This is a genomic window from Pseudomonas sp. RGM 3321 (genome assembly GCF_022836805.1).
Classification (GTDB): domain Bacteria; phylum Pseudomonadota; class Gammaproteobacteria; order Pseudomonadales; family Pseudomonadaceae; genus Aquipseudomonas.
Map to the genome: position 1 here is coordinate 54,439 of NZ_JALHBH010000094.1, position 26,585 is coordinate 81,023.

At 59.1% G+C, this 26,585-nt stretch carries 25 protein-coding genes and 3 pseudogenes; 7 read left to right on the top strand and 21 right to left on the bottom strand.

The window, feature by feature from the left end; translation table 11 throughout:
• Entirely contained in the window at positions 1–1,275 is a 1,275-nt protein-coding gene (locus tag RGM3321_RS05615) for a glucarate dehydratase family protein (RefSeq protein ID WP_244391931.1), read from the top strand.
• 16 nt (positions 1,276–1,291) lie between these two features.
• On the opposite strand, the pseudogene RGM3321_RS05620 reads toward RGM3321_RS05615, so the two are convergent.
• From RGM3321_RS05620 to nac, 13 genes and pseudogenes are all read right to left on the bottom strand, one after another.
• Positions 1,292–2,487 (bottom strand): annotated as a pseudogene (locus RGM3321_RS05620) (MlaD family protein).
• Between the two features lie 106 nt (positions 2,488–2,593).
• Positions 2,594–3,427, bottom strand: a complete 834-nt coding sequence (locus RGM3321_RS05625) for an ABC transporter substrate-binding protein (RefSeq protein WP_244391932.1) — start codon at positions 3,425–3,427, stop codon at positions 2,594–2,596.
• A gap of 63 nt (positions 3,428–3,490) precedes the next feature.
• A complete protein-coding gene (locus tag RGM3321_RS05630) occupies positions 3,491–4,219 on the bottom strand; it encodes an amino acid ABC transporter ATP-binding protein (protein ID WP_003379556.1) in 729 nt (242 codons plus the stop codon).
• 19 nt (positions 4,220–4,238) lie between these two features.
• On the bottom strand, positions 4,239–4,979 hold the full coding sequence (locus RGM3321_RS05635; protein WP_244391934.1) for an amino acid ABC transporter permease: 741 nt from the start codon (positions 4,977–4,979) through the stop codon (positions 4,239–4,241).
• Between the two features lie 6 nt (positions 4,980–4,985).
• Positions 4,986–5,687 (bottom strand): amino acid ABC transporter permease, encoded by a 702-nt coding sequence (locus RGM3321_RS05640; RefSeq protein WP_244391936.1) that lies wholly within the window; start codon positions 5,685–5,687, stop codon positions 4,986–4,988.
• A gap of 121 nt (positions 5,688–5,808) precedes the next feature.
• Positions 5,809–6,561, bottom strand: coding sequence for an SDR family oxidoreductase (locus tag RGM3321_RS05645; protein ID WP_244391938.1), 753 nt, complete (start codon positions 6,559–6,561; stop codon positions 5,809–5,811).
• Between the two features lie 128 nt (positions 6,562–6,689).
• The gene (locus RGM3321_RS05650; RefSeq protein ID WP_244391940.1) at positions 6,690–7,460 is read right to left on the bottom strand and encodes a 5-oxoprolinase subunit PxpA; all 771 of its coding nucleotides are present in this window, start codon (positions 7,458–7,460) and stop codon (positions 6,690–6,692) included.
• A gap of 4 nt (positions 7,461–7,464) precedes the next feature.
• Complete coding sequence (locus RGM3321_RS05655) at positions 7,465–7,872, bottom strand: biotin/lipoyl-containing protein (protein ID WP_244391942.1); 408 nt, start codon at positions 7,870–7,872, stop codon at positions 7,465–7,467.
• On the bottom strand, positions 7,872–8,843 hold the full coding sequence (locus RGM3321_RS05660; RefSeq protein WP_244391944.1) for a biotin-dependent carboxyltransferase family protein: 972 nt from the start codon (positions 8,841–8,843) through the stop codon (positions 7,872–7,874). Before RGM3321_RS05660 ends, RGM3321_RS05655 begins: the two co-directional genes overlap by 1 nt.
• Positions 8,840–9,505: a 5-oxoprolinase subunit PxpB gene (gene pxpB, locus RGM3321_RS05665; RefSeq protein WP_244391946.1), complete on the bottom strand. Its 666-nt coding sequence runs from the start codon at positions 9,503–9,505 to the stop codon at positions 8,840–8,842. Before pxpB ends, RGM3321_RS05660 begins: the two co-directional genes overlap by 4 nt.
• Entirely contained in the window at positions 9,502–10,854 is a 1,353-nt protein-coding gene (gene accC / locus RGM3321_RS05670) for an acetyl-CoA carboxylase biotin carboxylase subunit (protein WP_244391948.1), read from the bottom strand. The genes pxpB and accC overlap by 4 nt, the downstream gene beginning before the upstream one ends.
• 54 nt (positions 10,855–10,908) lie before the next feature.
• Complete coding sequence (locus RGM3321_RS05675) at positions 10,909–11,355, bottom strand: acetyl-CoA carboxylase biotin carboxyl carrier protein subunit (protein WP_244391950.1); 447 nt, start codon at positions 11,353–11,355, stop codon at positions 10,909–10,911.
• A gap of 115 nt (positions 11,356–11,470) precedes the next feature.
• The gene (gene nac / locus RGM3321_RS05680; protein ID WP_058402878.1) at positions 11,471–12,382 is read right to left on the bottom strand and encodes a nitrogen assimilation transcriptional regulator NAC; all 912 of its coding nucleotides are present in this window, start codon (positions 12,380–12,382) and stop codon (positions 11,471–11,473) included.
• A gap of 276 nt (positions 12,383–12,658) precedes the next feature.
• On the opposite strand from nac, the gene RGM3321_RS05685 reads away from it, so the two are divergent.
• The 4 genes from RGM3321_RS05685 to RGM3321_RS05700 all read left to right on the top strand — a co-directional run bounded on the left by RGM3321_RS05685 (position 12,659) and on the right by RGM3321_RS05700 (position 17,438).
• Complete coding sequence (locus tag RGM3321_RS05685) at positions 12,659–13,867, top strand: aspartate transaminase (RefSeq protein WP_244391952.1); 1,209 nt, start codon at positions 12,659–12,661, stop codon at positions 13,865–13,867.
• On the top strand, positions 13,839–15,437 hold the full coding sequence (locus RGM3321_RS05690; RefSeq protein WP_244391970.1) for an MFS transporter: 1,599 nt from the start codon (positions 13,839–13,841) through the stop codon (positions 15,435–15,437). Before RGM3321_RS05685 ends, RGM3321_RS05690 begins: the two co-directional genes overlap by 29 nt.
• Before the next feature lie 72 nt (positions 15,438–15,509).
• Positions 15,510–16,841, top strand: coding sequence for an OprD family porin (locus RGM3321_RS05695; protein ID WP_244391954.1), 1,332 nt, complete (start codon positions 15,510–15,512; stop codon positions 16,839–16,841).
• A 126-nt stretch (positions 16,842–16,967) separates the two neighbouring features.
• The gene (locus RGM3321_RS05700; RefSeq protein ID WP_244391956.1) at positions 16,968–17,438 is read left to right on the top strand and encodes a hypothetical protein; all 471 of its coding nucleotides are present in this window, start codon (positions 16,968–16,970) and stop codon (positions 17,436–17,438) included.
• 96 nt (positions 17,439–17,534) lie between these two features.
• Here the strand turns inward: RGM3321_RS05700 and RGM3321_RS05705 are convergent, their stop codons facing one another.
• The 3 genes from RGM3321_RS05705 to RGM3321_RS05715 form a co-directional block, all read right to left on the bottom strand.
• Positions 17,535–17,843, bottom strand: a complete 309-nt coding sequence (locus RGM3321_RS05705; RefSeq protein WP_057402542.1) for a putative quinol monooxygenase — start codon at positions 17,841–17,843, stop codon at positions 17,535–17,537.
• Between the two features lie 26 nt (positions 17,844–17,869).
• Positions 17,870–19,054, bottom strand: coding sequence for a major royal jelly family protein (locus tag RGM3321_RS05710; RefSeq protein WP_244391958.1), 1,185 nt, complete (start codon positions 19,052–19,054; stop codon positions 17,870–17,872).
• Positions 19,055–19,595: 541 nt separating this feature from the next.
• Entirely contained in the window at positions 19,596–20,603 is a 1,008-nt protein-coding gene (locus tag RGM3321_RS05715; protein ID WP_244391960.1) for an aldo/keto reductase, read from the bottom strand.
• 209 nt (positions 20,604–20,812) lie between these two features.
• Here RGM3321_RS05715 and RGM3321_RS05720 point away from each other — a divergent pair, with 209 nt between their 5' ends.
• On the top strand, positions 20,813–21,385 hold the full coding sequence (locus RGM3321_RS05720) for a TetR family transcriptional regulator (protein WP_244391962.1): 573 nt from the start codon (positions 20,813–20,815) through the stop codon (positions 21,383–21,385).
• Positions 21,386–21,391: 6 nt separating this feature from the next.
• On the opposite strand, the gene RGM3321_RS05725 is transcribed toward RGM3321_RS05720, so the two are convergent.
• The 3 genes from RGM3321_RS05725 to RGM3321_RS05735 all read right to left on the bottom strand — a co-directional run bounded on the left by RGM3321_RS05725 (position 21,392) and on the right by RGM3321_RS05735 (position 24,077).
• Positions 21,392–22,366, bottom strand: a complete 975-nt coding sequence (locus RGM3321_RS05725; protein ID WP_002553463.1) for a biotin-dependent carboxyltransferase family protein — start codon at positions 22,364–22,366, stop codon at positions 21,392–21,394.
• Positions 22,363–23,235, bottom strand: a complete 873-nt coding sequence (locus RGM3321_RS05730) for an allophanate hydrolase subunit 1 (protein WP_122259951.1) — start codon at positions 23,233–23,235, stop codon at positions 22,363–22,365. The genes RGM3321_RS05725 and RGM3321_RS05730 overlap by 4 nt, the downstream gene beginning before the upstream one ends.
• Before the next feature lie 86 nt (positions 23,236–23,321).
• Positions 23,322–24,077, bottom strand: coding sequence for a 5-oxoprolinase subunit PxpA (locus tag RGM3321_RS05735; protein WP_244391964.1), 756 nt, complete (start codon positions 24,075–24,077; stop codon positions 23,322–23,324).
• Positions 24,078–24,235: 158 nt separating this feature from the next.
• On the opposite strand from RGM3321_RS05735, the gene RGM3321_RS05740 reads away from it, so the two are divergent.
• Positions 24,236–25,153, top strand: a complete 918-nt coding sequence (locus tag RGM3321_RS05740; protein WP_005731822.1) for a LysR family transcriptional regulator — start codon at positions 24,236–24,238, stop codon at positions 25,151–25,153.
• Between the two features lie 5 nt (positions 25,154–25,158).
• Here RGM3321_RS05740 and RGM3321_RS05745 read toward each other — a convergent pair.
• Both RGM3321_RS05745 and RGM3321_RS05750 read right to left on the bottom strand, forming a co-directional pair.
• Positions 25,159–25,619: pseudogene (locus RGM3321_RS05745) on the bottom strand (hypothetical protein).
• Positions 25,616–26,458: pseudogene (locus RGM3321_RS05750) on the bottom strand (ATP-binding protein); the annotation flags it as partial. The pseudogenes RGM3321_RS05750 and RGM3321_RS05745, both read right to left, overlap by 4 nt.
• Positions 26,459–26,585: the final 127 nt, after the last annotated feature.

The following is a 26,585-nucleotide window of genomic DNA, read 5'->3' on the forward strand; positions in this document are numbered from 1 at the left end:
TTGAAAATCATACGTGTAACCGTAACCCCTATCGCCTTTCGCGATCCGCCGCTGCTCAACGCCAGCGGCATCCATGAACCGTTTGCCCTGCGCTCGATCATCGAGGTGGAAAGCGACAACGGTTACATCGGCCTCGGCGAAAGCTATGGCGACGCCCCGGCGCTGGCCATTCAGCAACAGGTGCAGAACCAGTTGATCGGGCTCGACCCGTTCAACCTCAATCAACTGCGCAGCATCGTTCAGGCAACAGTTGCGGCACACAAACCTGCCAGCCTGGCCGGTGCTGAACTGGCACCGGGTTCGCACGCCAGCAAGGCGGTAAGCAACGCTTATTCAGCATTCGAAGTGGCGTTTCTGGACTTGCAGGCACGTTCCATGAACCTGCCGCTGGTGGAACTGCTCGGCGGTGCCATTCGTGACCAAATACCCTTCAGCGCCTACCTGTTCTTTAAATACGCCCAGCATGCCGATGCGCCTTACGCGCCTGACAGCTGGGGTGAAGCGCTGAATGAAGAACAGATCGTCGCCCAGGCACAGCGCATGATCGAAGCCTATGGCTTCAAAAGCATCAAGCTCAAGGCCGGTGCGCTGGAGCCGGAACATGAGGTGTCCTGCATCAAGGCATTGAAAAAAGCCTTCCCCGGCTACCCGCTGCGCATCGACCCTAACGGCAATTGGTCGCTGGAAACCTCGATTCGCATGGCCGAGCTGCTGGGCGATGACCTGCAGTACTACGAAGACCCGACCCCTGGTCTGGATGGTATGTCAGAATTACACGAGCGCACCGGCCTGCCACTGGCGACCAACATGGTCGTGACCGATTTCGACGAATTCCGACGCAGCGTGGCCCTCGACAGCGTGCAGATCGTACTCGCCGACCACCATTACTGGGGCGGCCTGCGCGACACCCAGACGCTGGCGAAGATGTGCGACACCTTCGGCCTGGGCGTGTCGATGCACTCCAACTCACATCTGGGGATCAGCCTCATGGCCATGGCCCACGTCGCTGCGTCCGTGCCCAATCTGGGCTACGCCTGCGACACGCACTACCCATGGCAGGAGCCGGACGAGGAAGTCATCAAGAGCGGTAAGCTGCCGATTGTCGACGGCTGCGTCAGCATCACCCGCGCGCCGGGCCTGGGCCTTGAGCTGGATTACGACCAGCTTGGCAAGCTCAACGATCAGTACCACAGCTGTGGCATTCGTCAGCGCGATGATGTGAAGCAGATGCAGAAGTATCAGCCGCAATGGAAGGCCGTAAAACCAAGGTATTGAGCACGCCGGGACAGCGTCAGTCAGGCCTTGGCGTGGAATTGGCCGGCGGGTAGACACTCGGCGCATCCTGCCGGGTGCGACCACGGATCAAGGCTTCGGGGTTGCGGCTTATGTAATCGGTCAGGACCCGCACCGAGCGGGCCGTACGCTGAACCTCGTCCATCGTCCGGCTGACCTGCTGGCGTACCGGCGAGTCCTCTGCAAGGGACGCCTCGGCGATCTCCACCGTGTTTCGGGATTGCCCCAGAACAGTGTGAAGTTCGGGCATCACGTCCGCGTTGAACAGTTTGAAAGTCTTGTGCGCTTCGTCAAGGCTGCCATTCAGATTGCCGGCGATCTCCTGGACCGGCAGTTTGCTGACCTTTTCAACGATCAGTTGTACCTGCTCCTGCATTTTCTGCAGTTCCCCCGGTATGGTGGGGATTATCAGCGGCCGTGCGTTGACATCGAATTGAACTGGCGCAGCGTTGGCAAAGAAACCCAGAGAGACACAAAGCTGGCCGGTCAGCAGGCTCGCACTGCGAGGCTGTGCGCGCAGGCCCTGTTTGACGAAGTCGGCGATCAACTGCGCGGTACGCGAATCGTCGGGTGTGCCCAATGTCTCTACGATCTTTTCGTTGGCCTGCCCACTTGACCGACTTGAATGCGCCGATAATAGACAGGAGAACCGACATCGAGTGAGCCCATGTCCTCGGCGTGCAGGGTAAAACGTGTGCCTTTTGCGCCAAACATAAGGGGTGGTGGGCTTTCCTGACCAATAAAGTGTTTTTTCGGGTGCTCGGACGTCCCGCTGTCTGCTGCGATAAACGGCCCGGAAAGCAGGGTGTCCACGCCGGACACGCCCTTGGCCCCGATACGCGGGCGCACCACCCAGAACATGGAGTCCTCGGCAGTGGAGGCACGGGCGTCGGTATTCAGATCCACTGTCGCCACCACACCCGTAGGGTCTTTACTGAGGGTGACGGCCGACACCTCGCCGATCACGACATTTTTGACCTTGACCCTGATCTTATGGGCTTCAAGTCCTTCTGCGCTTTGAAAACTGATGAAAATTCTCGGCCCTTTCGACAGTGAACTGCTGATCAACAGCGATACGCATACCAGGGCAGCAATCGCAGGAATCAGCCATACCGGCGAGGCACCGAATCGCCTTTTTCTAGTGATTGAAGCGCCAATTGCCGATGCAGAAACAGAACCTGAGCGATCAGACATTTGTTCCTCTGAGGCGCCCACACGGGGTCATGCCGACGGTTAATACTGTCGGCAAAACTCTGAACGTGGACTATCAATAAACCCTCAAGGAAATATCAAGATTTGATCAAGGCAGCGGGTCGAATTTCAATTCGCTGAGGCGTTGCACCTTGTCTTCACGAACCATTTTGTATTCGGTATTCGGACCGATCCACTGCGCCCAGATCGCATCGATTTCACCTGCCGCCTCCATCGCACGCAGCGATTCGTTGACCTTGGCCAGAAATGCCGGCTCGCCCTGACGCATACCGGCACCTATAGGCTCCAGCGCCATCGGTTCCTTGGCAATTGCCAGCTCCACACCACTGGACTTGGCCTGCCCGACCAGCTTGATCGCGGTCATGGTGTTGGTCACCAGGCCCACCACCTTGTTCTGTTGCAGCGCCATGTAGGCAGAACCGGTGTCCTGGAAGGTCACAGGCGTAGCGTCAGCCAACCGAATCGACTGTTCGGACGTAGAGCCTTTGGTCGAGCTGATGCGTTTGCCTTTGAAAAAGGATTTTGGCTGATCGGCATTGGCGGCGCGCACCACCAGCGTTTCCTTGGCGATGTAGTACGGGTCGCTGAACTGGATCTGGTCGGCGCGGCTCTTGGTGTAGGCCAGGTTGGCGAAGATCACGTCCACACGGCCCATTTTGACTTCCGGAATGCGCGCTTCTACCGACAGCGGCTTGAGCTCCAGCTCGACGCCCATGTGTTTGGCCAGCGCCTTGCAGAGGTCGACGTCCATGCCTACCAGTTCACGGGTTTTCGGGTCCGGTGCCGAGAACGGCGGCACATCGGCATAGACGCCGCAACTCAGGCTTTTCTTGCTCATCACATCACTGAGCTGATCAGCGTGGGCAACCGCAACAGCCAGTGGCGACAACGCCAGTGCAGCCAGCAAAGACTTCATACGCATGGTGAGACTCCTGGATGAATTGAGTGATTCACTGAAACATTCGTTGAAAAAAAGGGCCTGCGCTCAATGGCTGCGCAGGTCTGAAATGAAGCGTTGGGCACGCGGGTGTTCAGGCTGCTGAAAGAATGCCTCCGGGCTGGATTTTTCGAGGATCTGCCCCGCATCCATGAACCAGATGGTGTCGGCCACTTCACGGGCAAAATTCATCTCGTGGGTGACGCACATCATGGTCATGCCCTCTTTGGCCAGGCCTTTCATGACGCTAAGCACCTCGCCGACCATTTCTGGGTCGAGTGCGCTGGTGGGCTCATCAAAGAGCATCACGGGCGGCTCCATTGCCAGCGCCCGGGCGATCGCCACGCGCTGCTGCTGGCCGCCGGACAACTGCGCCGGGTAAGCGCCGGCCTTGTGTGCCAGCCCGACGCGGTCGAGCAGTTCCATGGCCCGGGCGCGTGCTTCGCTGCTTTTCAGGCCGCGGACCTTGGTCGGGGTCAGGATGATGTTGTCGAGCACCGACAGATGCGGAAACAGATTGAAGCTCTGGAATACAAAACCTACCCGACTGCGCAAGCGATTGACGTTGGCGTCGGTACCGTTCACGTCGTGGCCGTCAAACAGGATCTGGCCCTGCTGAACATCTTCAAGACGGTTGACCGTGCGGATCAGTGTCGACTTGCCCGAGCCCGAGGGCCCGCACAGCACCACCACCTCGCCGCGCTGCACTTCAGCGGTGATGTCGGTCAGGGCCTGGTACTCGCCATACCACTTATTGATCCTGGAAAACATGATCATCGGATGCATTGGGCAACCCTCAATTATCGGTAGTCAAAGGCCGGGGAACGCGTGCAGGCGACGCGTTGCCCTCCCGTTTGCGGGCAATCCGCCGTTCCACCACTGCGGCCAGCCGGGTCAGGCCGTAGCACAGCACGTAGTAAGTGATCGCCAGAATGAAGAACACCTGAAACGGCTTGGTCAGCAGCTGGTTGTTGATCTGATTGGCGGCGAAGGTCACTTCCTGGACGTTGATCACGTAGCCCAGCGACGTTTCCTTGATGATCGAAATGAACTGGCTGATCAGGCTTGGCAAAGCGTTGTACAGCGCCTGCGGCAAGATCACCCAGACCGTGGTGCGCATATAGCCCATGCCCAGCGCGCGGGACGCTTCGTACTGACCAGCCGGCAGCGCCTGAATGGCACCACGGATGATTTCGCACAGGTAGGCGCTCTGATAGACCACCAGCGTGCAGAGCATGGTGGTGAAGCCGGTGATGTTATGGCCGATCAGCAGCGGGACCAGAAAGTAGGTCCAGAAAATCACCATCAGCAGCGGAATGCCGCGCATCACATAGACCCAGACCGTCGCCGGGTAACGCAGCCAGCGCCACGGCGAGACCCTTGCCAGCGACAGCAGCAGCCCTAGCGGGAACGCCAGCAACAGCGCCAGCGCAGCCAGAATCAGCGTTGAAACCAGCCCACCCATCGGGCCGTGAGGATATTGGCCGACCAGCAGCAAGGTCCAGTTATCGCGAACAATCGTGAACACATCGAACATCACCGCCTACCTCGCCATGGCTTTGCTGAAATGCCGGGCCAGCAACGCACCCAGGCCCATCAGCATCAGTGAAATGGCCAGGTAGACCACAGTTGCGACCAGATACGCTTCGAAGGTGCGAAAGGTGTAATTCTCGACCTCGCGGGTAGCATAAGTCAGCTCGACGACGCCGATGGCCATGACCAGGCTGGTGTTCTTGAACAACAGGACCGTGTGATTGATCAGCGACGGCAGGCAGTTGCGCACGCCCTGCGGCAGGATCACGTAGCGCATCGAACGCACATAGCCCAGGCCCAGCGCACGGGACGCTTCGACCTGCCCGGCCGGAATGGCGCGCAGCCCACTGCGGATGTCTTCACTGAAGTAGGCGGCCTGGCACAGCCCCAGCGCGATCACCGAAAACAGGTATTCGGTGCTGTAGTTGGCCAGCCAGATCTGTGTGTTTTCGGACAGCAGTGTGGGAATGCCGAAATACCAGAGCATCAGTTGCACCAGCGTCGGCACATTGCGGTGATAGGACACATAACCCGCCACCAGACGCTCCGCGTATTTGTTGCCGGTCAGTCGAATCGACACCAGCAGCAGGGCCACCGCCATGGCCATGCACCAGGCAACGAACGCCAGTTGCAGGGTTGTCTCTATGCCCTTGACGATCAGCTCGGCGTACTCGCCCTGCAGGATCGCTGAAAGATCGAATTTACTCGTCATGGTTGTTCCCATAGACATTCAGCCAGGGCAGAAGCAAGGCGCCAGGGGTACTGGTGCGGGCGTCGCATGGCGGCTGGTGCCGCTCTCGTGATGGGTACAGCGCTTGCAGCGAGGCGCAGTCTCAGCCTTCATAGTCCTGCGGGCGCGCGGTCGACAGCCCGCCGGGTACCTGTAGCGTCGGGGTGATTTCCATATGGCCGATATTGACCGCGATGGGCGCAGCGATCACGTAGGCGATTGCATCGGCAATGTCCTTGGCCACAGGCAGCTCATAGCCCTCGATAAAGCGTTTGCGCACTTCCTCGGAATCGCCATGCACATGGGCGAAAATATCCGTGGCTACACGCCCAGGGCAGATTTCAGTCACCCGCACGCGCTTGCCGAACGCATCGATACGTAACTGGCGAGAAAGCATGCTCACGGCAGCCTTGGTGGCGTGGTACGTCGAGTTGCCGCCGAAGTTGTAGGCGGCGGCAATCGAACTGATGTTGATGATGTGCCCGTTGTCACGCTCGACCATCCCCGGTAACGAAAGCCTGGCGATCTGCAATACCGCGCGCAGGTTCACATCGACCAGTAGATCAATCCCTTCGGCGTCGGCCTTGAGCAGCGAACCGGGCCGGTCGACTCCGGCATTGTTGACCACAACATCGAACTGATGGGCCTGGAACAGTGCCGTCAGACCGGCCAGATCAGTCACGTCGATAGCATGTGCGATGCAGCCGGTGCGCTGCGCCAGTGCCACCAGCTTGTCTGCACTGCGCGCCAGCGCATGGACCTGCAGACCTTCGGCACACAGCCGTTCGACGACGGCTTCGCCAATGCCGGAAGAAGCGCCGGTGACCAGCGCGGTTTTGTAATCGGAAAAAGGCATGTCGGGGTTTCCTTGAATAAGCGTCGATCAGTCGTGCCGCTATTTAATGCTGATCGTCTTGTACCGGACTTTAACGAGCGTCATGGGCAGCGACCAAGACACAATGGTTGTGTGGCAATAAGCTGCGCTTATGACCCGAGCAACCGGGAAACAGGGGTAATGACACCGCCCTGCTCTTCGATGCTTTGGCGAATGCTGCGCGCCAGCTCCACCGCCCCCGGCGTGTCGCCATGCAACAGGATTGATTGGGCATTGACCGCCACGCGCTTGCCGCTCAGGGTCGTAACCGTGCCGTCCTGCAACAATTGCGCAACCCTGGCGCGGACCTGCTGCGGGTCCTTGATCACCGCCCCCGCAATGCCACGCGGCACCAGCAGGCAGTTTTCGTCGTAGGCACGGTCGGCCAGAAACGTGGTCGCGACTCTGAGGCCGCACGCTTCGGCGGCCTGTTCAATGGCCGCGCTGCTGGATGAACTGATGATCATCTGCAGGTCGAAGCTGGCGACCGCCTTGACCAGCGGCCTGGCCAGTTCGGCATCGGCCGCGGCCATATTACCCAGCGCGCCGTGGAAGCTCATGTGCGTCATGCGGTAACCAGCGGCGGCTGCAATACCTGCCAGAGCGCCCAGCTGATACACCACCATGCTGCACAACTCGTTGAGTTCGATGTTCATTCTGCGCCGTCCGAACCCCTGCAGATCAGGAAAACCGACATGTGCGCCGAGATCGATGCCCAGCGCTTTGGCGCGGTGCACGGTGTTGTTCATGATCAATGGATCACCGGCATGAAAACCACAGGCCACGTTGGCCGAGGAGATCAGTTGCATCAGGGCCTCATCCTCACCCATGGTCCAGGGACCGAAGCCCTCACCCAGATCAGCATTCAGATCGATGCGCATCGTGTCACTCCTCCAGTTCTATCAGCGGCTGGCCGTAACCGACCCGTTCATGCTCGGCAGCCAGGAAACGCGTCACACGCCCTGCCTGCTGGCTGCGCACCGGCAGATAAAGCAGGCCGATGCGCAACAGGCCCAGCAATTGACCGACTGCAACGGGGTCGCCGGGTTTTACGTAGCTGTTTTTTTCGTCGGGATGTCTCGATACAAAAACGCCGGGGTTATCCGCAGCTATTACAAGCGCAGTGGCTGGCGGCTGTTCGACTGCGACGCCCAGGTCAGCTCGCGATGCAGGGCTATCCGCACGTACACCGCGTCGGATCAACAACTCGAACCCTGGACGCTTCAGTTCAAGAACCGTGAGCCCGGCATCACGAATCCAGGCTGCCAACTGGCGAATTTCATTGATGTTCATCAGCGATGTCCTTGCAGGCCGCGCAGCGCAAGCAAGCGCCGGGCGTCTTCGATGAAGGCGTGATTGGTGTCCAGTGCCTCGACGGCCTCCTCGTAACTGCATTGCACGAAGCGCACCTTGCTGCCAATGGGGGCCTGACCGAGACGCCACAGGTCGGCTTCGATAACCGTGGCAAACTTTGGATAGCCGCCGCTGGGCTGGGCATCGCGCATCTGCACAATCGGCTGGCCGCCGTGGGGCACCTGAATCACGCCAGGCACAATGCCGTGAGAGCGGATTTCCAGCACCTCCAGTGGCAATAGGGGCGTACCTTCCATGCGATAACCGTAGCGATTGCTTTGCGTGGTGATTTTCCATTCGCCGGCAAAAAATGTTTGTTGGGCTTCAACGCTGAAGCAGTCGAACTCGGCGGCAGGCAGTACGCGTATCGCCGGTAGCCCGTCGATAATCAACGGCAAGGCCGCCGCAGCAGATTGCAGACCAAAATCACCGGCGCGCGGTTGATTCGCCGCACCGGCGGGAATCAGATCGCCCTGCTGCAAGGCGCGACCCTGCCAGCCGCCAAATGCACCACGCAATTGCGTGCTGCGCGAGCCCAATACCTGCGGCACATCCACACCGCCCGCCAGGCATAAATAGGCGCGACTGCCCGTCGTTGGGTAACTCAGCTTCAACACCTGATTCTTGCGCGCCTGAGCGACCCAGTTACCCGGCAGTCGCTCGCCATCCAGCCGTGCAGAACAGGCAGCACCGGTGATAGCAAAAGTGCAGTCCTCGACAAAACGCACTTCGAACGGGAACAGTGGAATTTCGATGCCTGCTGCGCCCTCGTCGTTGCCCAGCAACAGATTGCCGAGCTGCAACGACAGCGTGTCCATTGCGCCGGAAGTGCCGACGCCGTAGCCCAGGCTGCCATGCCGGCCCAGGTCCTGGACCGTCGCCAGTGCGGTGGCGCTGATAACTTCGATCATCGAATGATCCTCTCGATACGCAAGCGCAGTTGATCGCCGGGCTGCAACAGCGCCGGAGGGTTCTGATCAGCGTCGAAAAACACCATTTCCGTGCGCCCTATCGTGTTCCAGCCACTGGGGCCGGCTGAAGCGGAGATACCCGTCTGCACGCCGCCGATGGAAACCGAGCCGGCACCGATATCGAGTACCGGCACTTTGCGCCGAGGCGTCGCCAAACGCTGATCCATGCCGCCCAGATAGCAATAACCGGGGTGGCTGCCCAAGGCGTACACCGGGTAAAGGGGTTCGCAGTGCAGATTGGCGATGGTCTCGATATCCAGCCCGGTATGGGCGATGACATCGGCCATGTGCGGTCCGCCGTCGCCGCCATACACCACCGGCAATTCGATGATCCGGCCTTGCAACGGCAGCGGCTGGCACTGCTCCCAGGCCTCCAGCAAGCGGGTTTTCAAGCCGGTCAGGTCGCGTGGCGGCGCTGCGAAGGTCAGCATCAGGTTGTTCATGCCCGGCACCGCTTCGCGCACCTGCGACCAGTCCTTGCTCAGGTTGGCCAGTGCCCATATGCGTTGCTGCGCTGCCAGCTCAAGCTCGCCGGGTGCTTCGAACAGCAAGGCGGTGGTTCCCAGCAAGGTGATTCGTGGCGGCAACTGCTGGAGGGTCATGGGTGGCTCCTTGTCTGTAACCAGCGCTCCAGGTGGTGAATGTCCATGCCACCCTTGCAGAACACAGGGTCCTGCAAAATGTCGCGATGCAGCGCAATGTTGGTAGAGATTCCCTCGACGTGCATTTCGCTCAGCGCCAGGCGCATACGTGCCAAGGCCTCATCGCGACTGGCACCGTAGGTAATGACCTTCGCCACCATCGAATCGTAATAGGGCGGAACGCGATAACCGTGGCTGACGTGCGAGTCGACCCGTACGCCAAGACCACCAGGAATCTCCCAGCGGGTGACCTGCCCTGGGGTCGGCATGAAGCTGCGTGGGTCCTCGGCGTTGATCCGGCATTCCAGCGAGTGGCCCGACACGCTGACGTCGGCCTGGCTGAAACTCAGGCGCTCGCCCATCGCCATGCGAATCTGCTGCTGGACGATGTCGATGCCGGAGGTCATTTCCGTGACCGGGTGCTCGACCTGCAGGCGAGTATTCATTTCGATGAAATAGAACTCATCGTTTTCAAACAGGAATTCGAACGTGCCGACGCCCTGATAACCGATCTGCCGGCAGGCCAGTGCGCAACGTTCGCCCACCCTGGCCATGAGTGCCGGGTCGATGCCCGGTGCAGGCGCCTCTTCAAGCACCTTCTGGTGGCGGCGCTGCATCGAGCAATCCCGCGAGCCGAGCCAGACGGCATTGCCATAGGCATCGCACAGCACCTGAATCTCGACGTGGCGCGGCTGACCCAGAAACTTCTCGATATACAACTCGGGATTACCGAAGGCCCTGCGGGCTTCTTCGCTGGTCAGCGCAATTGCATCGAGCAATTGCTGCTCTTCCTGAACCACGCGCATGCCCCGCCCGCCGCCACCGCCAGCGGCCTTGACGATGACTGGGTAACCGATGTCACGGGCAATTTTCAGGATGCCTTGCGGATCGGCAGGCATGCTGGTGTCCGGGCCTGGCACGCACGGCACGCCGGCCTCACGCATTGCCCGCTTGGCCGCGACCTTATCGCCCATCACCCGAATGCAGGCGGCACTGGGGCCGATGAAAGTCAGGCCAGCCTGTTCGATCCGCTCGGCGAACGCGGCGTTTTCAGACAGAAACCCGTAACCGGGATGGATCGCCTGAGCACCGGTCAACTGCGCAGCGTAAAGCACAGCAGCCTGATTCAGATAACTCTGCCCCGGCGCGGCCGGACCTATGCACAGTGACTCATCGGCCTGCCGTACATAGCTGGCATCGCGATCCGCTTCGGAATAGATCGCCACCGTGCGCAGGCCCAGGCCTTTGCAGGCGCGCTGGATGCGCAGGGCAATTTCGCCGCGGTTGGCGATCAACACTTTATCGAACATCAAAAACCCCTGATCTGTGAACCCGAAAGGCAGCCGCACGGCCACCCAAGACCTTCAACCGATGCTGAACAGCGCTTGTCCGGCCTGAACCTCTTCGCCGTTGGCAACCAGAATGGCGGTCACGACCCCTGCCTTTTCAGCCGTCACCGGATGAAACATCTTCATGGCTTCAACCACTGCCAGGGTCTGTCCCACGTCGACTGACGTGCCGACTTCAACGAAGGGCGGCTGGTCGGGCGCCGGGGTCAGGTGCAAGACCCCGTAAAGCGAGGCGCAGGCCTGTGCCGCTTGCGCATCGGCAGTTGCACTTGCCTGAGGGGAATAAACAGCTTGGCTTGCAGGCGCTTTCAGCGACGTCGATGCAGAGAGACTGACGCCGCTGGCGGCCTGAACCGACTCACGCAGCAAACGCAACTGCGTATCGCCTTCAGACAGGCTGAGTTCACTCAAATCCGATTCGGCCATCAGGTCGATAAGTGCTTTGATACGTTCCGGCTTCATGCAAGAGCCCTTGCCTGGCAAAAGAAATGTGGCTGAGGGCAATGTAACGAGAGCGGTTTTTGACCGCCAAGACGGTTTGGCTGTGGGGTGATAAGCGCCCCTTATGACGCCGGGGTTACTGTGTACGGCGATTGCCGCGCATCTCTGCGACCAGCTCCAGGAGGATGGCCTTGACCGCCTGGGCCGGAACCGAAAGCGGCAAGTGGCCTGACAGGCACAGGGCCAGCGGCGCTTCGATCTCAGGTTCGACGATCCGGCTCAGGTTGACCGCATGCGTATCGGCGAGCACCCGCGCAGCCGACTCGGGAAGAATGGTCGAGCCGAATCGATCCGCTACTGCGGCAGCCAGAGTCGTCGATGATTCGACTTCTGCCACCACCCGCGCACTGCGCTCGATGCGCACAAATGCCTCGTCCACCAGACGGCGGATGGTGTTGTAGGTGCGCGGCAACAGCAGGTCGATATCGGCCAGCTCGGCGAGCGCTATTTCCTCGCAGCCCTGAAGCGTGTCCTGGGCGCTGACCAGATACAGTTGCTCGCGAATCAACGGCACAAAACTCAAGCCATGCACCTCGCGACCGCCATAAAGAACGGCCATGTCCATGCGTCCGTTCATGATCAGTTCGCTCAGCGTGGTGCCAAAGTTCTCGTTGAGGTACAGCAGAATACCCGGATGACGCTCGCGCACCCGTTTGAGCAACGGCAGCGACAAGGTTGACGCAGCGGTGCCCGGGGCCAGCCCCACCGACACCGGCCCCGACAACGCCAGGCCGCTGGCGTTGACATCACTTTGCGCCTGCTCACACTGACGCAGGATGACCTGAGCATGGCCATACAAAACCTTGCCCGCCTCGGTTGGTGTAACGCCGCGCTTGGTGCGGATCAGCAACTGCTGCTGCAATTCAGCTTCCAGCGTCACCAACTGCTGGCTTAACGCAGGTTGCGCGATGTGCAGTACGTCGGCGGCTTGGGTCAGGCTGCCGATGTCGACAATTTTCACAAAGTATTTCAAGCGGCGAAGGTTCAAGGTGCTGCACTCCAGAGTCACGACCCCGATGCTTCAGCAAGACACAGGCCAGCTCTGAAAAAACCAGACATAAGCAATTGCTATGTCAGCAACTGCCGAGCGTGTTTGCAACGCATGGATGCCCCCGCAGGCATTGCTCGCCCGCTTTTGGTGCAGCACTGGTTCATATGCGGTCATAAGCGCTGCCTATCAACCCAGAACAAACTCGTCTTATGGCCTGCCCTCTGCAGGCTCGTAACGTATTCCCCGTCAAGGCCATCAACGAGGAATGCCAACGTGACCGCATCTCGCATCGCTGCCCGCGTGCTCCGCATCAAACCATCGCCAAGCAGCGCTGCTGCCGATCGGGCCAATGAACTGCGGCGCGCAGGCAAGTCGATCATCAATCTGGTGGTTGGCGAACCCGACTTCGATACGCCTGCCCACATTCGTCAGGCCGCGTCTGCCGCCATCGAAAACGGTGAAACCCGCTACACGCTGAACGCCGGTACGGCCGCCCTGCGCGAGGCCATTGTTGCCAAACTCCAGCGTGAAAACGGCCTGGCCTACGCCCCCGGCCAGATCGTAGTCACCAGCGGTGCCAAGGCTGCGATCTTCAATGCCTTCGCAGCGACCCTGGGCATTGACGACGAAGTGCTGATCCCCGCGCCGTATTGGGTGTCGTACCCGGACATGGTGCTGGCCTGCGACGGGCGTCCTGTGACCCTGGCATGCCCCGAAGACAAACAGTTCAAGCTCACCGCCGAGCAACTGCGCCACGCAATCACGCCACGCACCCGCTGGCTGCTGCTCAATTCGCCGAGCAACCCGACCGGCGCGACCTACAGCGCAACTGAATGGCGGGCACTGGCCGACGTGCTGCTCGACTACCCGGACGTGCTGGTCATGACCGATGATATTTACGAGCACATTCGCTATGACGACACCCCGCTCAGCCATCTGCTGACTGTCGAGCCCGCCCTGCGCGAGCGCGTGCTGATCATCAATGGTGTATCCAAAACCTACGCCATGACCGGTTGGCGCATCGGCTATGCCGCAGGCCCCAGCGATATCATCAACGCGATGGCCACCTTGCAATCGCAATCCACCAGCAACGCCTGCTCGGTGAGCCAGGCCGCCGCAGTGGCGGCCCTCAATGGCGATCAGTCGTTTATCGGCGAGAGCGTCAAGGTCTACAAACAACGCCGCGACCGCTGCCTGGAGTTGATCAACGCGATTGACGGCCTGAGCTGCATCAAGCCCGAAGGCGCGTTCTATCTCTACGTCAATTGCGGCGCACTGATCGGCAAAACCACCCCGTCAGGCTCGGTACTGGAAGCCGACACCGATGTGGTTCTGTACCTGCTGGAAAGTCAGGGTGTTGCGGTTGTCGCAGGCACTGCGTATGGCCTGGCACCGTTCTTCCGAATGTCTACGGCGACTGCCCTCGAAACCCTTGAAACCGGTTGCACACGCATTGCGACTGCTGTCGCTGCGTTGCGCTGAGCGCCTCGCCATGACCACGCCGAGCCACCCGGCCCTGACCTTCAAACAGGCCCTGTTGGCCATGCTCGGCATTTCACTGGTGCTGATGCTTTCCGCGCTCGACCAGACGGTGATCGGCAACGCATTGCCAAGCATCGTAGCGGAACTCAATGGTTTCGAGCTATATGCCTGGGTCGCCACTGGCTACCTGCTGGCCTCCATCGTGACCATTCCGATCTTTGGCCGACTGGGCGATTTCTACGGGCGCAAACCATTCGTGCTGGCCGCCACGGTCATTTTCACCCTCGCTTCGCTGGTCTGCGCGCTGGCCGACAGCATGCTGCTGCTGGTCATTGGCCGGGCCTTGCAAGGCGTTGGTGGCGGGATGCTGATCGGTACGGCATTTGCCTGTGTGCCGGAGCTGTTTCCCGACACCCGCCAGCGGCTGCGCTGGCAGGTGCTGCTGAGTGCCATGTTCAGCGTGGTCAATGCCATCGGCCCAGGGCTGGGCGGTTACCTGTCCGGCGAGTTCGGCTGGCGTTCGGTGTTCTGGCTGAACCTGCCGCTGGGCGTGATTGCGTTGTTTTTTGCCTGGCGCTTTTTACCCTGGTATCGCCCGCAAACAGCCGATGCGATCAGGCTCGACTGGATCGGCGCGGTGTTGATTGTCCTGAGCCTGGGCAGCCTGCAATTGTTTGTTGAATGGCTCGGCCAGCGCTCTCTGGCGATCAGCCTGCTGTGCGGCGCCATTACCGTTATCGCGATGACCGGACTTTGGTTCAGGGAGCGCCGTTGCGCATTTGCCTTGCTGCCTGCCGGGCTGTTTGCCAATCGCAGCATCCGCCTGCTGTTCATCATGTCGCTGCTGGCCGGCGCGATCATGTTCACCCTGCTTTACTACCTGCCGCTGCTATTGCAGGGCAGCTACGGCTACTCGCCGCAGGACGCCGGGCTGCTGCTGACACCGCTGGCCCTGAGTATCACTCTGGGCGCAATCGTAAACAGTCGCATCGTCACGCGTCTGGCAAACCCCAATTGGTTACCGATTGGCGGATTCATTGCCTTGTCGGTTGCCTGCATCGCCTTGGCACTGGTCGGACTGCACGCCGGGTTCACTACCTTGCTGGGACTGATTCTGCTGGCGGGGCTGGGTCTGGGGTTCATTCTGCTCAACCTCACTGTATTCACCCAGACGCTTGCCGAGCGGCAGTTTCTCGGTATCGCCACAGCACTCACTCAATCGTTGCGACTGGTTGGCGGCTTGCTGGGCACTGCGGCCATGGGTGTGCTGGTCAAGTTGCTGTACGTCGCCAATCTGCAGCATGCGCTGGCCGCGGCAGGCCAGATGCAGGCAATAGCGCGTCTGACCGACCCTCAGGTCCTGCTGCAGCACACGCCCACAGATATCGACACCACGTTGCAGATGGCTCGCACTGCCCTCGCCCATGCAGTCGGTACGGGGCTATTGATCTGCGCCGCACTGGGCGTACTCGCATTGGTAGTTCTTTCCCGTTTACCTCGCGTCGCTCTGTATCAAGCGCCTCGCACAACGACACCTGAAACGGATTCAGCTGCAAAACACGCCTCTTAAAACAACAAGAAACCTGACTGCCGCCCGACCCTGCCTCTCACAAAACTTAATGACAGCATGAGGATGAACCCGATGGAGCGTCTCAATCGCGCCACCCCTTTCGTTGCGGGCTTTTGTGGCCTGCTGATCGCGCAGCAGAGCTTCGGCGAAGGTTTTCTGGAAGACAGCAAGGCCAGCATTCTGGCGCGCAACTTCTTCAGCAACGCAGACAACCGCAGCGGTGCTGCCGACCCGAACTACACGCAGGAGTGGGGCCAGGGCTTCATGCTCAACTACCAGTCCGGCTACACGCCCGGCACAGTCGGCTTTGGTGTCGATGCGCTGGGCCAGTTGGGCATTCGTCTGGACTCGGGCAAGGGCCGCCACTACAACCCGCAAAGTACCGCATTCAACGGCAACATATTCCCGACTGACAGTGACGGCCGCGCGGTCGATGAGTTCAGCAGCCTGGGCGCGACGCTCAAGGCACGCGTTTCAAAAACCGAGTTGAAATACGGCACACTGGTGCCGATGCTTCCGGTGGTCATGTCCACTGATCGCATGCTGCAACAGACTTTTCGCGGTGGGCAGATCCAGTCGAAAGACCTGAGTGATTTCACCTTCACTGCCGGGCAACTGGAACATGTGATGGGCCGCGGTTCGACCAACCAGATGGGCATGTCGATTCCGGGTGCCAACAACCCGCTGACCGGTGAATTCGTCAACAAGTTCTACTACGCAGGTGTCGATTACAAACCGACCAAAGACCTGACCTTGCAGTACTACTACGGCAATCTGGAAAACTTCTACAAACAGAACTTTCTCGGGCTGAAATACGACATGCAACTCGGTCCGGGCACCCTGCGCACCGACCTGCGCCACTTCGACAACCGCTCGGACGGCGCCAACGGTCACGATCCATCGTTCTACACGGTGGGTTATTACGGCAACGGCGTTACCAAGGGAGAAGTCGACAGCCGCCTGTCCAGCGCTCAGTTCACCTACCTCATCGACGGTCATACCTTGGCTGCCGGTTATCAGGCCGTGACCGGTGACAGCGACGCGGTATGGTTGAATCAGGGCGATGGATCAACCGCTTACTTCATGACCGAATCCATGATCGGCAAGTTCCAGCGCGCCGGAGAACGCACCTGGCAGGTCCGTTACGGCTATGACTTCGCCAAGCTAGGCGTTCCCGGGCTGAACTTCCTGGCCATGTATGAAAGCGGTTCGAACATCCAGACGTCCGACGGCGACAAGAAGGAATGGGAACGCAACGTTACCCTGAGTTACGTGGTGCAGTCCGGCCCGGCGAAAAACCTCAGCGTTGCTCTGCGCCATGCGCAACTTCGCACCGAGTTTGCCAGCCAGCGTGATGCCGACGAGCACCGGATCATTGTCAGCTATCCGATTAATATCTTTTAAAACCCGAGTGGGTGGCAGATACGGGGTGTATCTGCTGCCTGAGGGTTGGTTGACCGCATGCACAAGTGCTCGTGCTGGTCACAACATTCGTTATAACTTTTGCACCCTGCAGAGGAAGCGAAAACAATGGATAAAACAATCCCGGAAGCCCCCACCGATCACGACCGCCCCACTGTCTTACTGGTTGTTGAAACCGATCCTGGCAAGCCTGAAGTCATCGGTGGCCCTGCTACGCCATTAAAAGCAACTCATCCGCACTTCGATGACAGACCAGCAGACCTTTACCCCGTAATGGAAAACCAGACGGGCATGCCTTTCAGCTCGTTCTATCGAAGCAGGTATATCGGTTTTGCGTCCATCGCAGTTGTCGTGATCGGCATCGGTTTCGCCCTCTTTTTCCTAAGCCTGCAAAGTGACTGGTTTCAGGTGAAGAAAGTGCTGGCGATTACTGTGCTGTGGTTCGCCAACCTGATCTCGACAGTGCTCAATGCAGCCTACTGGTTTATCCGCAGAGGCCCGAAGTGGCTGGCAGTACTGCTAGGCATTCAGCTGATAATAGTGATGTCCGGGGCAGTGCCCGCCTTGATCAATGACTGATGATACCTATCTCTTGAGAGAGGGTGCCCATCATGGGTTAGAGCGTGTTTGGGGTAGCCGTACAGGGGCTCGAACATGTCGAGCCGCTTATCCAGATCAGCCAGACACCTGATCCAGGAATATCAGCTGCGGTGGCTCTGCCAGCCACTCGCCGCTTGCAGCTGCAAACTGTTGGTAATGCGGCGTGGCAACGTGCGCATCCAGTGCAGCCTGATCCTTGAAGCATTCACGCATGTAAAACGTGCCGTGCTCATCGCGCGCCTCGAACAGCGTGTACTCGATATTGCCCGGCTCTGATCGGGACGGTTCCACCAGTGCCGATAATGCTTCTTTCAATGCGGACTCTTTGCCCGTAACGGCTTTCAGAACTGCGATCAAGGCCAACGGCTTTGCAGGTGTATTCATTATCAATGCTCCGGTATTCAATTCGATCAATGAGTGGGTGCAGGCGCAGCGTCGACTTTCACGCGTAGCAGGCTATAAGGTTTTGCACGCTTGTCGTGGCCCGAATTGAAACCGGCCTGACGGTGCAATTGGTTGACGATGAAATACAGGTAGCCATCTGGACCGATAGACAACGTATCAGGCCACAGCATGCGAGAATCGTGCGCCACGGTTTGCCAGACACCGCTCGGCAAGCGTTTGCGAATTGCATTGTGCTCGTAGTCACCTGCATACACAGCGCCATCTGCATCAGCCTCAAGACCATCGGAGGCGCCCTTTTCACCGAGGTCCTGAACAGCTGCAGCCAGTTGCTGCTCACTTACACCGCTGTCGTTCAACAGCTCGGTAGCGACGGAGTACAGGTGGCGGCTGGACAGTGGCGAGAAATACAGCGTCTTGCCATCGGCCGACAGCGCAATGCCGTCTGCGGCTACGTGAACCGGTTTGCGCGATCCGTCCGGGCCATCACCCAGTACCGGCACGCCCTCGACCACGGGCACGAAAGCCGGGTCGGCAGACGTCGACTTCGCGCCGCTCAGGCGCCGTACGGCATGCCCACTGGCAATGTCCATGACAATGATCGCACCCGGACCGCTCACCGAAGAGTCAGTAACGTAGACAGTCCCCTGCGATCCTTTGCGGAAGTCGAAGCGCATATCGTTGACATAAGTGCTGGGCAATATGACGTTATCCGGAAACACCAGCCGCTTGACGATTCGGTTGGTGGCCAGGTCTACCGCAACCAGCTTGGCACCACCCGGACGCGGAGCAGCAAACTGCGGTGCGGCAGTGTCCAGAAGCCAGACGCGTCCTTTACCGTCGGCCACCACACTCTGCACGCTGATCAGCCCGTCGCCGGGGTCCTTCGGATTCTCGCGGTTGACCCCCAGATCCGGGTAGGCAACCACTTTACCGTCACGAATCTCGCCCACCGTAAAAGGCACCTTGTCGCCCCAACGAGGGAAGTTGACGAAAATTCGCCCGGTTTCAGTGACCGTCACACCGGTAGGCATCGCATCGTAAAAGGCATGCCCCTGTTCAAGCTTGCCTACCGGTCTGTCGGCAGGGGCGCTTACAGGGAGCCCGGTGATGGTCGCGCCGTAGGCCAGTGAGGTGGTGAGTGTGGCTGCGGACAGGATGGCCAGTGCTGCGCAAATTGATTTTCGATGCATGGTGCTCTCCTGATGGGGCAGCCAGGGCTGCTCATCGGTATTCGGTAATACGGGCTGTGCACGCGGAAGGTGATGGCGTTCATCACCCTACGTGGCTCAAGGACGATGAATAGACAAGACTGCGAGTAGTTTGGTCTTTCTCATTACAAAGAAAAACGCGGGGAATACGCTAACACTTTCAACGCCAAGGCGAAGATCACCGCCTTTCTTTCGGATGGTCAAAGCCTTGAGTCGCAAAGCTCGTTAACTCAAGACCTCGCGTCCTCTTTTGGCATGCACCAGATGACCAGAGATAGCCAGAGGAAGGGCAAACCAATCAAGTTAATCAGCTGTATGCGAAACCAACACATTGCATGCCGCTATCAGCGTGCTCCGCCACGTTGGAAGAAGAGACGGCATGACCGCAAGGATCAGAATTGCCAGAATGACCATCGCTGGATACCACGCATCTTATTTGATGGCTCATACTACCCAATTTACTCGATTCCAGCCGCTCATTTGGCGACTGGTAACCAACTATCCGAGCCAGGCCAACAACAACTCATGCAACGCCCCTTGCGCGAGTCTCATTCGACCAATCAGCCGCCGACCTTGGTCCAGCGGAGGGGTCCAGACTGCTGACCGCATCGAGCCGTTGAATCTGTTCGTCAGCCAGCGTCAGCGACAAGGCGCCCAGATTATCGGCAATCTGCTCGTGCGAACGAGGCCCGATGATAGGAACAGCGCCGTGCGAACCGGCCCAGGTAATGGCAACCTGACCCGCGCTGACGCCAAGCTCACCGGCAACCTCAAGAACAGTATCGAGAATCCGTGTGCGCTGCGCCGAGTTCTCAGGCTGGAACACCTTGCCGCCAAACCCCTCAGCGCGCCCGCTCTCCCCTTTGCGGTATTTGCCGGTCAGCATGCCACCCCCCAGAGGTGACCAGGTCACGACGCCAAGGCCAAGCGCGTAAGAAGCCTGAAAAAGATCGGCCTCCGGCTCGCGATGCACCAGGCTATGTTCGAACTGAGCGGCTGCAATCGGTAATGCGCGGCTGATTTCGGCCAGCGTAACCGCGCGAGCAAGCCGCCATGCAGGGAAATTGGACAGGCCTGCATAAAGGATTTTCCCTGCACGCGCCAGATCTTCAAACCCTCTGACAATTTCCTCGATGGGTGTAACAGCGTCTGGATGGTGCGCCCAATAGATGTCGATGCGATCCGTCTTCAAGCGCTTGAGACTTGCCTCCACAGAGCTGACCATCGCTTTGCGGTTGTTGCCGATGGCCAGGCGGCCGGGATTGGCCGAGGCACCGTTGGTAAATTTGGTCGCCAGCACGAAATCATCGCGCCGGCCTTCCAGCAGCGTACCGAGTAGCTCTTCGGACTGACCGAACTGATAAATGTCTGCAGTATCGATGAAGTTGCCACCCGCCTCTGCATAGGCGTTGAAAATTGCCTTGCTGGCAACCGGGTCGGCACCGTAGCCCCAGGCCGTGCCGAAGTTTCCTGTTCCCAGCGCCAGTTGCGAAACATTGAGCCCGGTTTTGCCAAACGTTCTGTATTTCATGGTTTTGCTCCTGCCGGTTGAGGATCGCCCGTGGTGCGATCCTGTTGCTGAGAAACAAGGTGGACAGATATCAGTCAGCTTTGAGCAGTTATGATTACGATCAGCATCTTAACTGTCAATGACTTTGATGACGGTCAGCATCAATGTTATATTCACATCCTGCCGAACCCGGACGGGAAAAAACCAAGCAAGCAAGAGAGGCAAGCCACATGAGAGTCACCAAGGCGCAGGCCCAGGCCAACCGGGCACACATTGTCGAGACGGCATCCGTTCAGTTTCGCGAGCACGGCTTTGACGGTATCGGGGTGGCAGACCTGATGGCCGCGGCGGGCTTTACCCACGGCGGGTTCTACAAGCATTTCGGTTCCAAGTCCGACCTGATGGCCGAATCGGCAGCCTGCGCCATCTCGCGCACCGTGGAGCAATCGAAAGACGTCGATCCTGCGCGGTTCATCGAGTACTACCTGTCCAGAGAGCACCGGGATAACCCTGGCACAGGCTGCACGATGGCCGCGCTCAGCGCTGATGCCGCACGTCAGTCAGACGACGTCAAGGCAACGTTCGCCGAGGGCATCGAGAGCATGCTTGCCGCCTTGGCTCCGGCAGATGCATCTCCTGGCGACAACGAGTGGAAACAGGCGCGGGCAAACACCATCGATATATTCGCCCATGCACTGGGCGCGCTGTTGCTATCGCGCAGTTGCCCGAACGACTCGCCACTGGCAGACGAAATACTCGATGTGTGCCGTACGAAAATGCTTGAGCAACTGCAGGGTCTTTGATCGCGTCTATGAGGGGAACAGTTTGCTCAGGCACGCCAGCTTCTTCTTGTACGACTTTCGCGCCTCCAGAGCCTCCTCCAGCGTTACCGCCACGAATCGGGCCTTCTGGTTGGGCTGCATCTGACCAATCAGGTCGAGGTCGGCGCTGATCACAGTGCCGATCATCGCGTAGCCTCCGCCAGACACCGCGTCACGGTGCAAGACAATCGGCTCCAGCCCGGCAGGCACCTGAATCGAACCGATCGGGTAGCAGCTGTCGACGATATTCGATGGATCGGAGCCTGCCCCGAAAGGCTGCTCCCTGGGCTGGAATGTCAACGCCCTGCCGCCCTTGAAGCGATAACCGATGCGGTCGGCTTCCGAGCCTACGCTCCAGGACTCTGAGAAAAAGCTGGTGGCTGCGAATTCGGTCAGACGCTCGTAATACAGGCCCGGCACCACACGCAAATACACTTCCCCGCCCAAAGACTGGCGCAAAGCCATCGGCAAGCTCGCCCCGGCCCGCCCCTTGCCGCCGGGAATGCCTATCGGCAACTGGTCATCAGCCATCAGTCGACGGCCCTGAAAACCGCCAAGCGCACCCAGCGTGTAAGTCGACCGACTGCCCAGCACCAGCGGCACATCAATCCCTCCGGCAACCGCCAGATAGGTGCGCGCGCCGTCTTTGGGGAAGTCGAAACGCAGCACCTGTCCGGCTTTTACCGCAAAGGCGGTGTCGTGGTGCATTTCCACACCGTCGAGGCGCGCCGTCATGTGCGCGCCACAGACCGCGGCCAATGTATCGCACTGGAACTCCAGCTCCGGCCCCAGCAATGTGCATTCAAGCCCGGCGGCACCAGGTGGGTTGCCAACCAGCTGATTGGCAGCGCTGAGCGCGTACTGGTCCAGCGCACCGGAGGGCGGAATACCCAGGTGGTAATAGCCTTCGCGGCCAAGATCCTGCACCGAGGTCGCCAGACCGGGTTTGAGCACCTTGATCATGCCAGCACCTCCTGCAACGACTTGGGATAACCAGCGGGATCAGCCAGAAAGGCATCCAGGGAAAACTCGACGGGACGAATCCGCAAATCGAAGCGCCCGGCTTCAACCTCTGCAACGGCCGCATCATAGGTGTCCCGATCAACCGGTTTGAACTGGACGATGTCGCCCGGCCGGAAAAACACCATGTGTTCTTTCAGATAAGCCAGACCCTGCTGCGGATCGTAGATCGGCGCGGGCGTGACGCCGAACATCTGGTAGCCACCCGCTCCGCGCACCGAGTAGATGCAGCCGAAGCAGCCGCCGTGGCCTAGCGTAAGCTTTGGTGTATCGGTACGTGGCCGCAGGTATTTGGGCACTTGCAGTTGGCGCTCGCGTTCGACCATCTGAAACATGAATGGCAGACCGGCCACAAAACCGACCATCGAGACGAACCACGGCGCGCCGCTATGAGCAGCAATGAAGGCATCTACATCCGCCAGGTTATTGATACGCGCAGCGTATTCCAGGTCCGTCGAACCCGGATCCTGGTGGCGGTCACGAAAACGCATCAGGGTTTCATGGGTCCAGGGGTCGTTGTAAAGCACCGGAATCTCGATGATGCGGGTTTGCAGCGTACGTTCGGCCACCGCATCGGCCTCGGCAGCTCTCACCGCTTCAAGCAAAACATGCGGTGCAATACGGTCCGGGTCGAAGCGAATCTGGAAGGACGCGTTGGCCAGGCATACGTCCAGTACACCGTCCAGTTCCAGACGCTCGACCGCACGGGTCACCGCCAGCCCTTTGAAAAAGGCCTCCAGCGACATACTCTCGCTGACCTCCGCGAACAGGTGTTCATCAGCGCCAAAGCTGTAGCGAATCGGATCAGCCATGTCTGTTCCTTGTTGAATTTTTTGTAGAACGGCAGGCAAATATCAGTAACGTGGCTCCTGTGTCTGTGCACACGATGCCATTTGACTCAGCGTGGTTTACGCACCGTGATCCCGGCAGCGTCCAGCGCCTGCCGGGTCGCTTCGGCAAGGCCCAGAGCGCCCGGCGTGTCGCTGTGCAGGCAGATCGAATCGAATTCGATGCTCAGGTCCTCGCCCTCGACGGTACGCACCAGACCTTGCTGGCACGCGCGAACCACGCGTGCCGCGACCTCGGTCGGGTCATGCGCGCGCACATTACGGGTGAAGACGATGGAGCCGCTCAGGTCGTAGTCGCGATCAGCGTAGAACTCGCGGATTACCGGCTGACCGAGTTCCTGAGCTATCTTGCAGATAACCGAACCGGGCATGCAGTAAAGCAGTAATTCAGGCTCCAGACGCTGAAGGTTTTCCACCAGCAGACGGGCAGCGGCTTCATCCCGGGCAAGGTGCATATACAGCGCCCCATGAGGTTTGAAATGCTGCAATGTCACGCCCTGAACCCGGGCCAGCTCACGCAATGCCCCCAACTGGTAGAGCATGTCATCGACCAGTTCCTGAGGCGCTGCGTTGATGTGCCTCCGCCCAAAGCCGACCAGATCGCGGAACCCAGGGTGCGCGCCAATGGCAACGCCCAGCTGTTTTGCCTGTTCTATGGTCCGGCGCATAGTGCCGGGGTCACCCGCGTGAAAACCAGTAGCGACGTTGGCGGAACTGATGAAGGCCATCAATTCGCTATCGACGCCGTCACCAATGGTCCACGCGCCGAAGCTTTCCCCCATATCCGAGTTGAAATCCACCTGCATGGCTTTTGCTCCTGGGGCTATCGGGTTAAGGGTCCGTCCGGAAAGGAAGCTATCCGGCTTCATACAAAACACGTTAGATTCGCTCGCCCCCCCTTGGGTAGATCTATTTACAGATACATCATCTTCTGAAAAACAGATACCCGCCAATTGGAGTGCTTATGTCCCTGACGTTGCGCCAGGTTCGTTATTTCGTGGCAACGGCCGAGATCGGGCAAATCTCACAGGCGGCCATTCACCTGAACATTTCCCAGTCTGCGGTGACCACGGCAATCAAGGAACTGGAAAGCATGCTCGGCACGCTGTTGTTCCAGCGCTCGGCTCAGGGCATGAGCCTGACCGAAGCGGGTCGACATTTTCTGAACCGGGCCTACGTGATCCTGCGAAGCGTCGATGATGCGTTGAACAGCCCGCTACCCGATATTCGCGCCAGCGGCGTATTGCGCCTGGCCGCCAGCTACACCGTGATTGGCTACTTTCTGCCTCACCACCTGCAACGTCTGGAACATTGGCACCCCGATGTAGCCATCGAGGTTCATGAACGCGAACGGCAAGCCATCGAACAGGGTCTGTTGGAGGGACGCTTCGATATGGCGGTGGTGCTGACAGCCAACATCACTCACCCGGATATCGTCTCGGAGACACTGTTCAACTCCGAACGCCGTCTATGGCTGTCCAGCCACCACCCGCTGTGCCAGCGCGCCGCCGTGAGCCTTGCCGATGTAGCACAAGAGCCTTATATCCTGCTGACCGTCGACGAAGCGGAGCAAAGTGCAATGCGCTACTGGGAACTGGCCGGCCAACGACCCAATGTCAGAGTGCGCACCAGCTCCGTGGAGGCAGTGCGCAGCATGGTCGCCAACGGCAGCGGAGTGGCGATTCTCTCCGACCTGGTGCATCGCCCCTGGTCGCTGGAAGGCAAGCGTATTGAAACGTTGACTGTCACCGACTCGGTAACGCCAATGAGCGTCGGCCTGGCCTGGCACCGCGAGCGCGAGTTGAGCCCGGCGATGCAAGCGTTTCGTAACTATTTTCACGATGCGTTTCTGGCACCGCAGCAGCTGTCGGCGCGGCGTTGAGGATATTACAACCGGGGCAGTTGATCGAACGCACCGAGATGTACATCTTCAGACCAGATATAAACCCGTCTCGATGGATTCAGAGAACAGAGTCGTCTCCAGTCATGAATGATGGAAAGATCGCCAAGCCCGCTGCCACACATTGCATGCTCTGGAAACTCGCGTAACCAGCCGCTCATTTCATCCTCTTGCAGGAAGCTGATGGCTTTGAACGGGGAACGCCCTTTCAATGCATCCTGTACCTGCCTGACAAAACGCTCTGCACATTTGCGTCGAGTGCCTCCGTCTCCATTCTGTCCAATATGATTGCCGGTTTCGAGTATCGTAGCCATCGGCAAAAACAGCGGCTCTCCAGCAAGTATGCGTTGTTCTAACTGACGAAGGGTTTAATGTGTTGTTGCGCCTTGATGGGCACATTGAGAATTTCGACGAAAACAGTGGTATCAATCAAGCAGACGGCTGTCATTCTGCTCCTCCGTCTGTGCTTTGGCGCAGTTCAGTCAACCAGTCCAGTGCTTGTGCCTTGCGCTCATCCTCCGTGGTATCGTCCTTCAAGAAACGATCCAGGACCCTCCGCGTCATGAGTTGCCCCAATGGCCCCTGCGCGACCAATTCTGGATAGCGACTCAGGTCTCCCAAGCGCACCAGACGGCTGTCGCCGTGTTCAGGGTCGCGATAGCAGGCAACCACATCAGCCAGCGCACTATCAGGCAACGCATCCATCAAAGCAGGGTTATGTGATGTCAGCAGGACTTGCAGCTTTCTCTCGGCAGCGGTAGCTCGGAGTTGTCTTACAAGGGTTTCCGCCCGACTGGGATGGACACCATTGTCAATCTCTTCGATAACCACCAGCGCTCCTTCAGGAGCGGCTAAAAGCGTTGCGCCGACGGCTAGAACGCGAAGGGTCCCATCAGAGAGCAGCGGTGCGTCCACGGTTCTGCTTTTCTGTCCGAAAGACTCCACCAGCCTCACCATGACGTCGTTGCGGTCAGTCTTTATAAACTCTATGTCGGTGATGTCCTGTTCGGGCAAGGATTTGATAAAGGCGAGCAGTCTGGCTTTCTGTTCCGGCTCTTGAGAAATCCTGTAGAGGACCGCAGACAGATTGCTGCCGTCCTCTTTGATGAGGTCGTCCTTCACATACGCATAGTCACGCATCAGCGCAGGACACGGATCAAGAAACACCACATTGCGCAAGGTTTCACGTATGGCTTTTGTAACAGCAGGAATGATGCGCTGTGAGTCATGATGAGCCGACTCAAATCGACCTGGCGTTTCGAGCTGGTAGAAAATGGCTTGTCGGTTTCCCCCGGTGTCAGGGTAGTTGTCGTGTCCCCCGCTTTTTAAAAAGTATTCCGGGGGCGGCAAGAGTATGGTCATGCCTTTCTACTCAGAAGAACGTAAAGCTGCACTGCTGAAAATGATGCTGCCA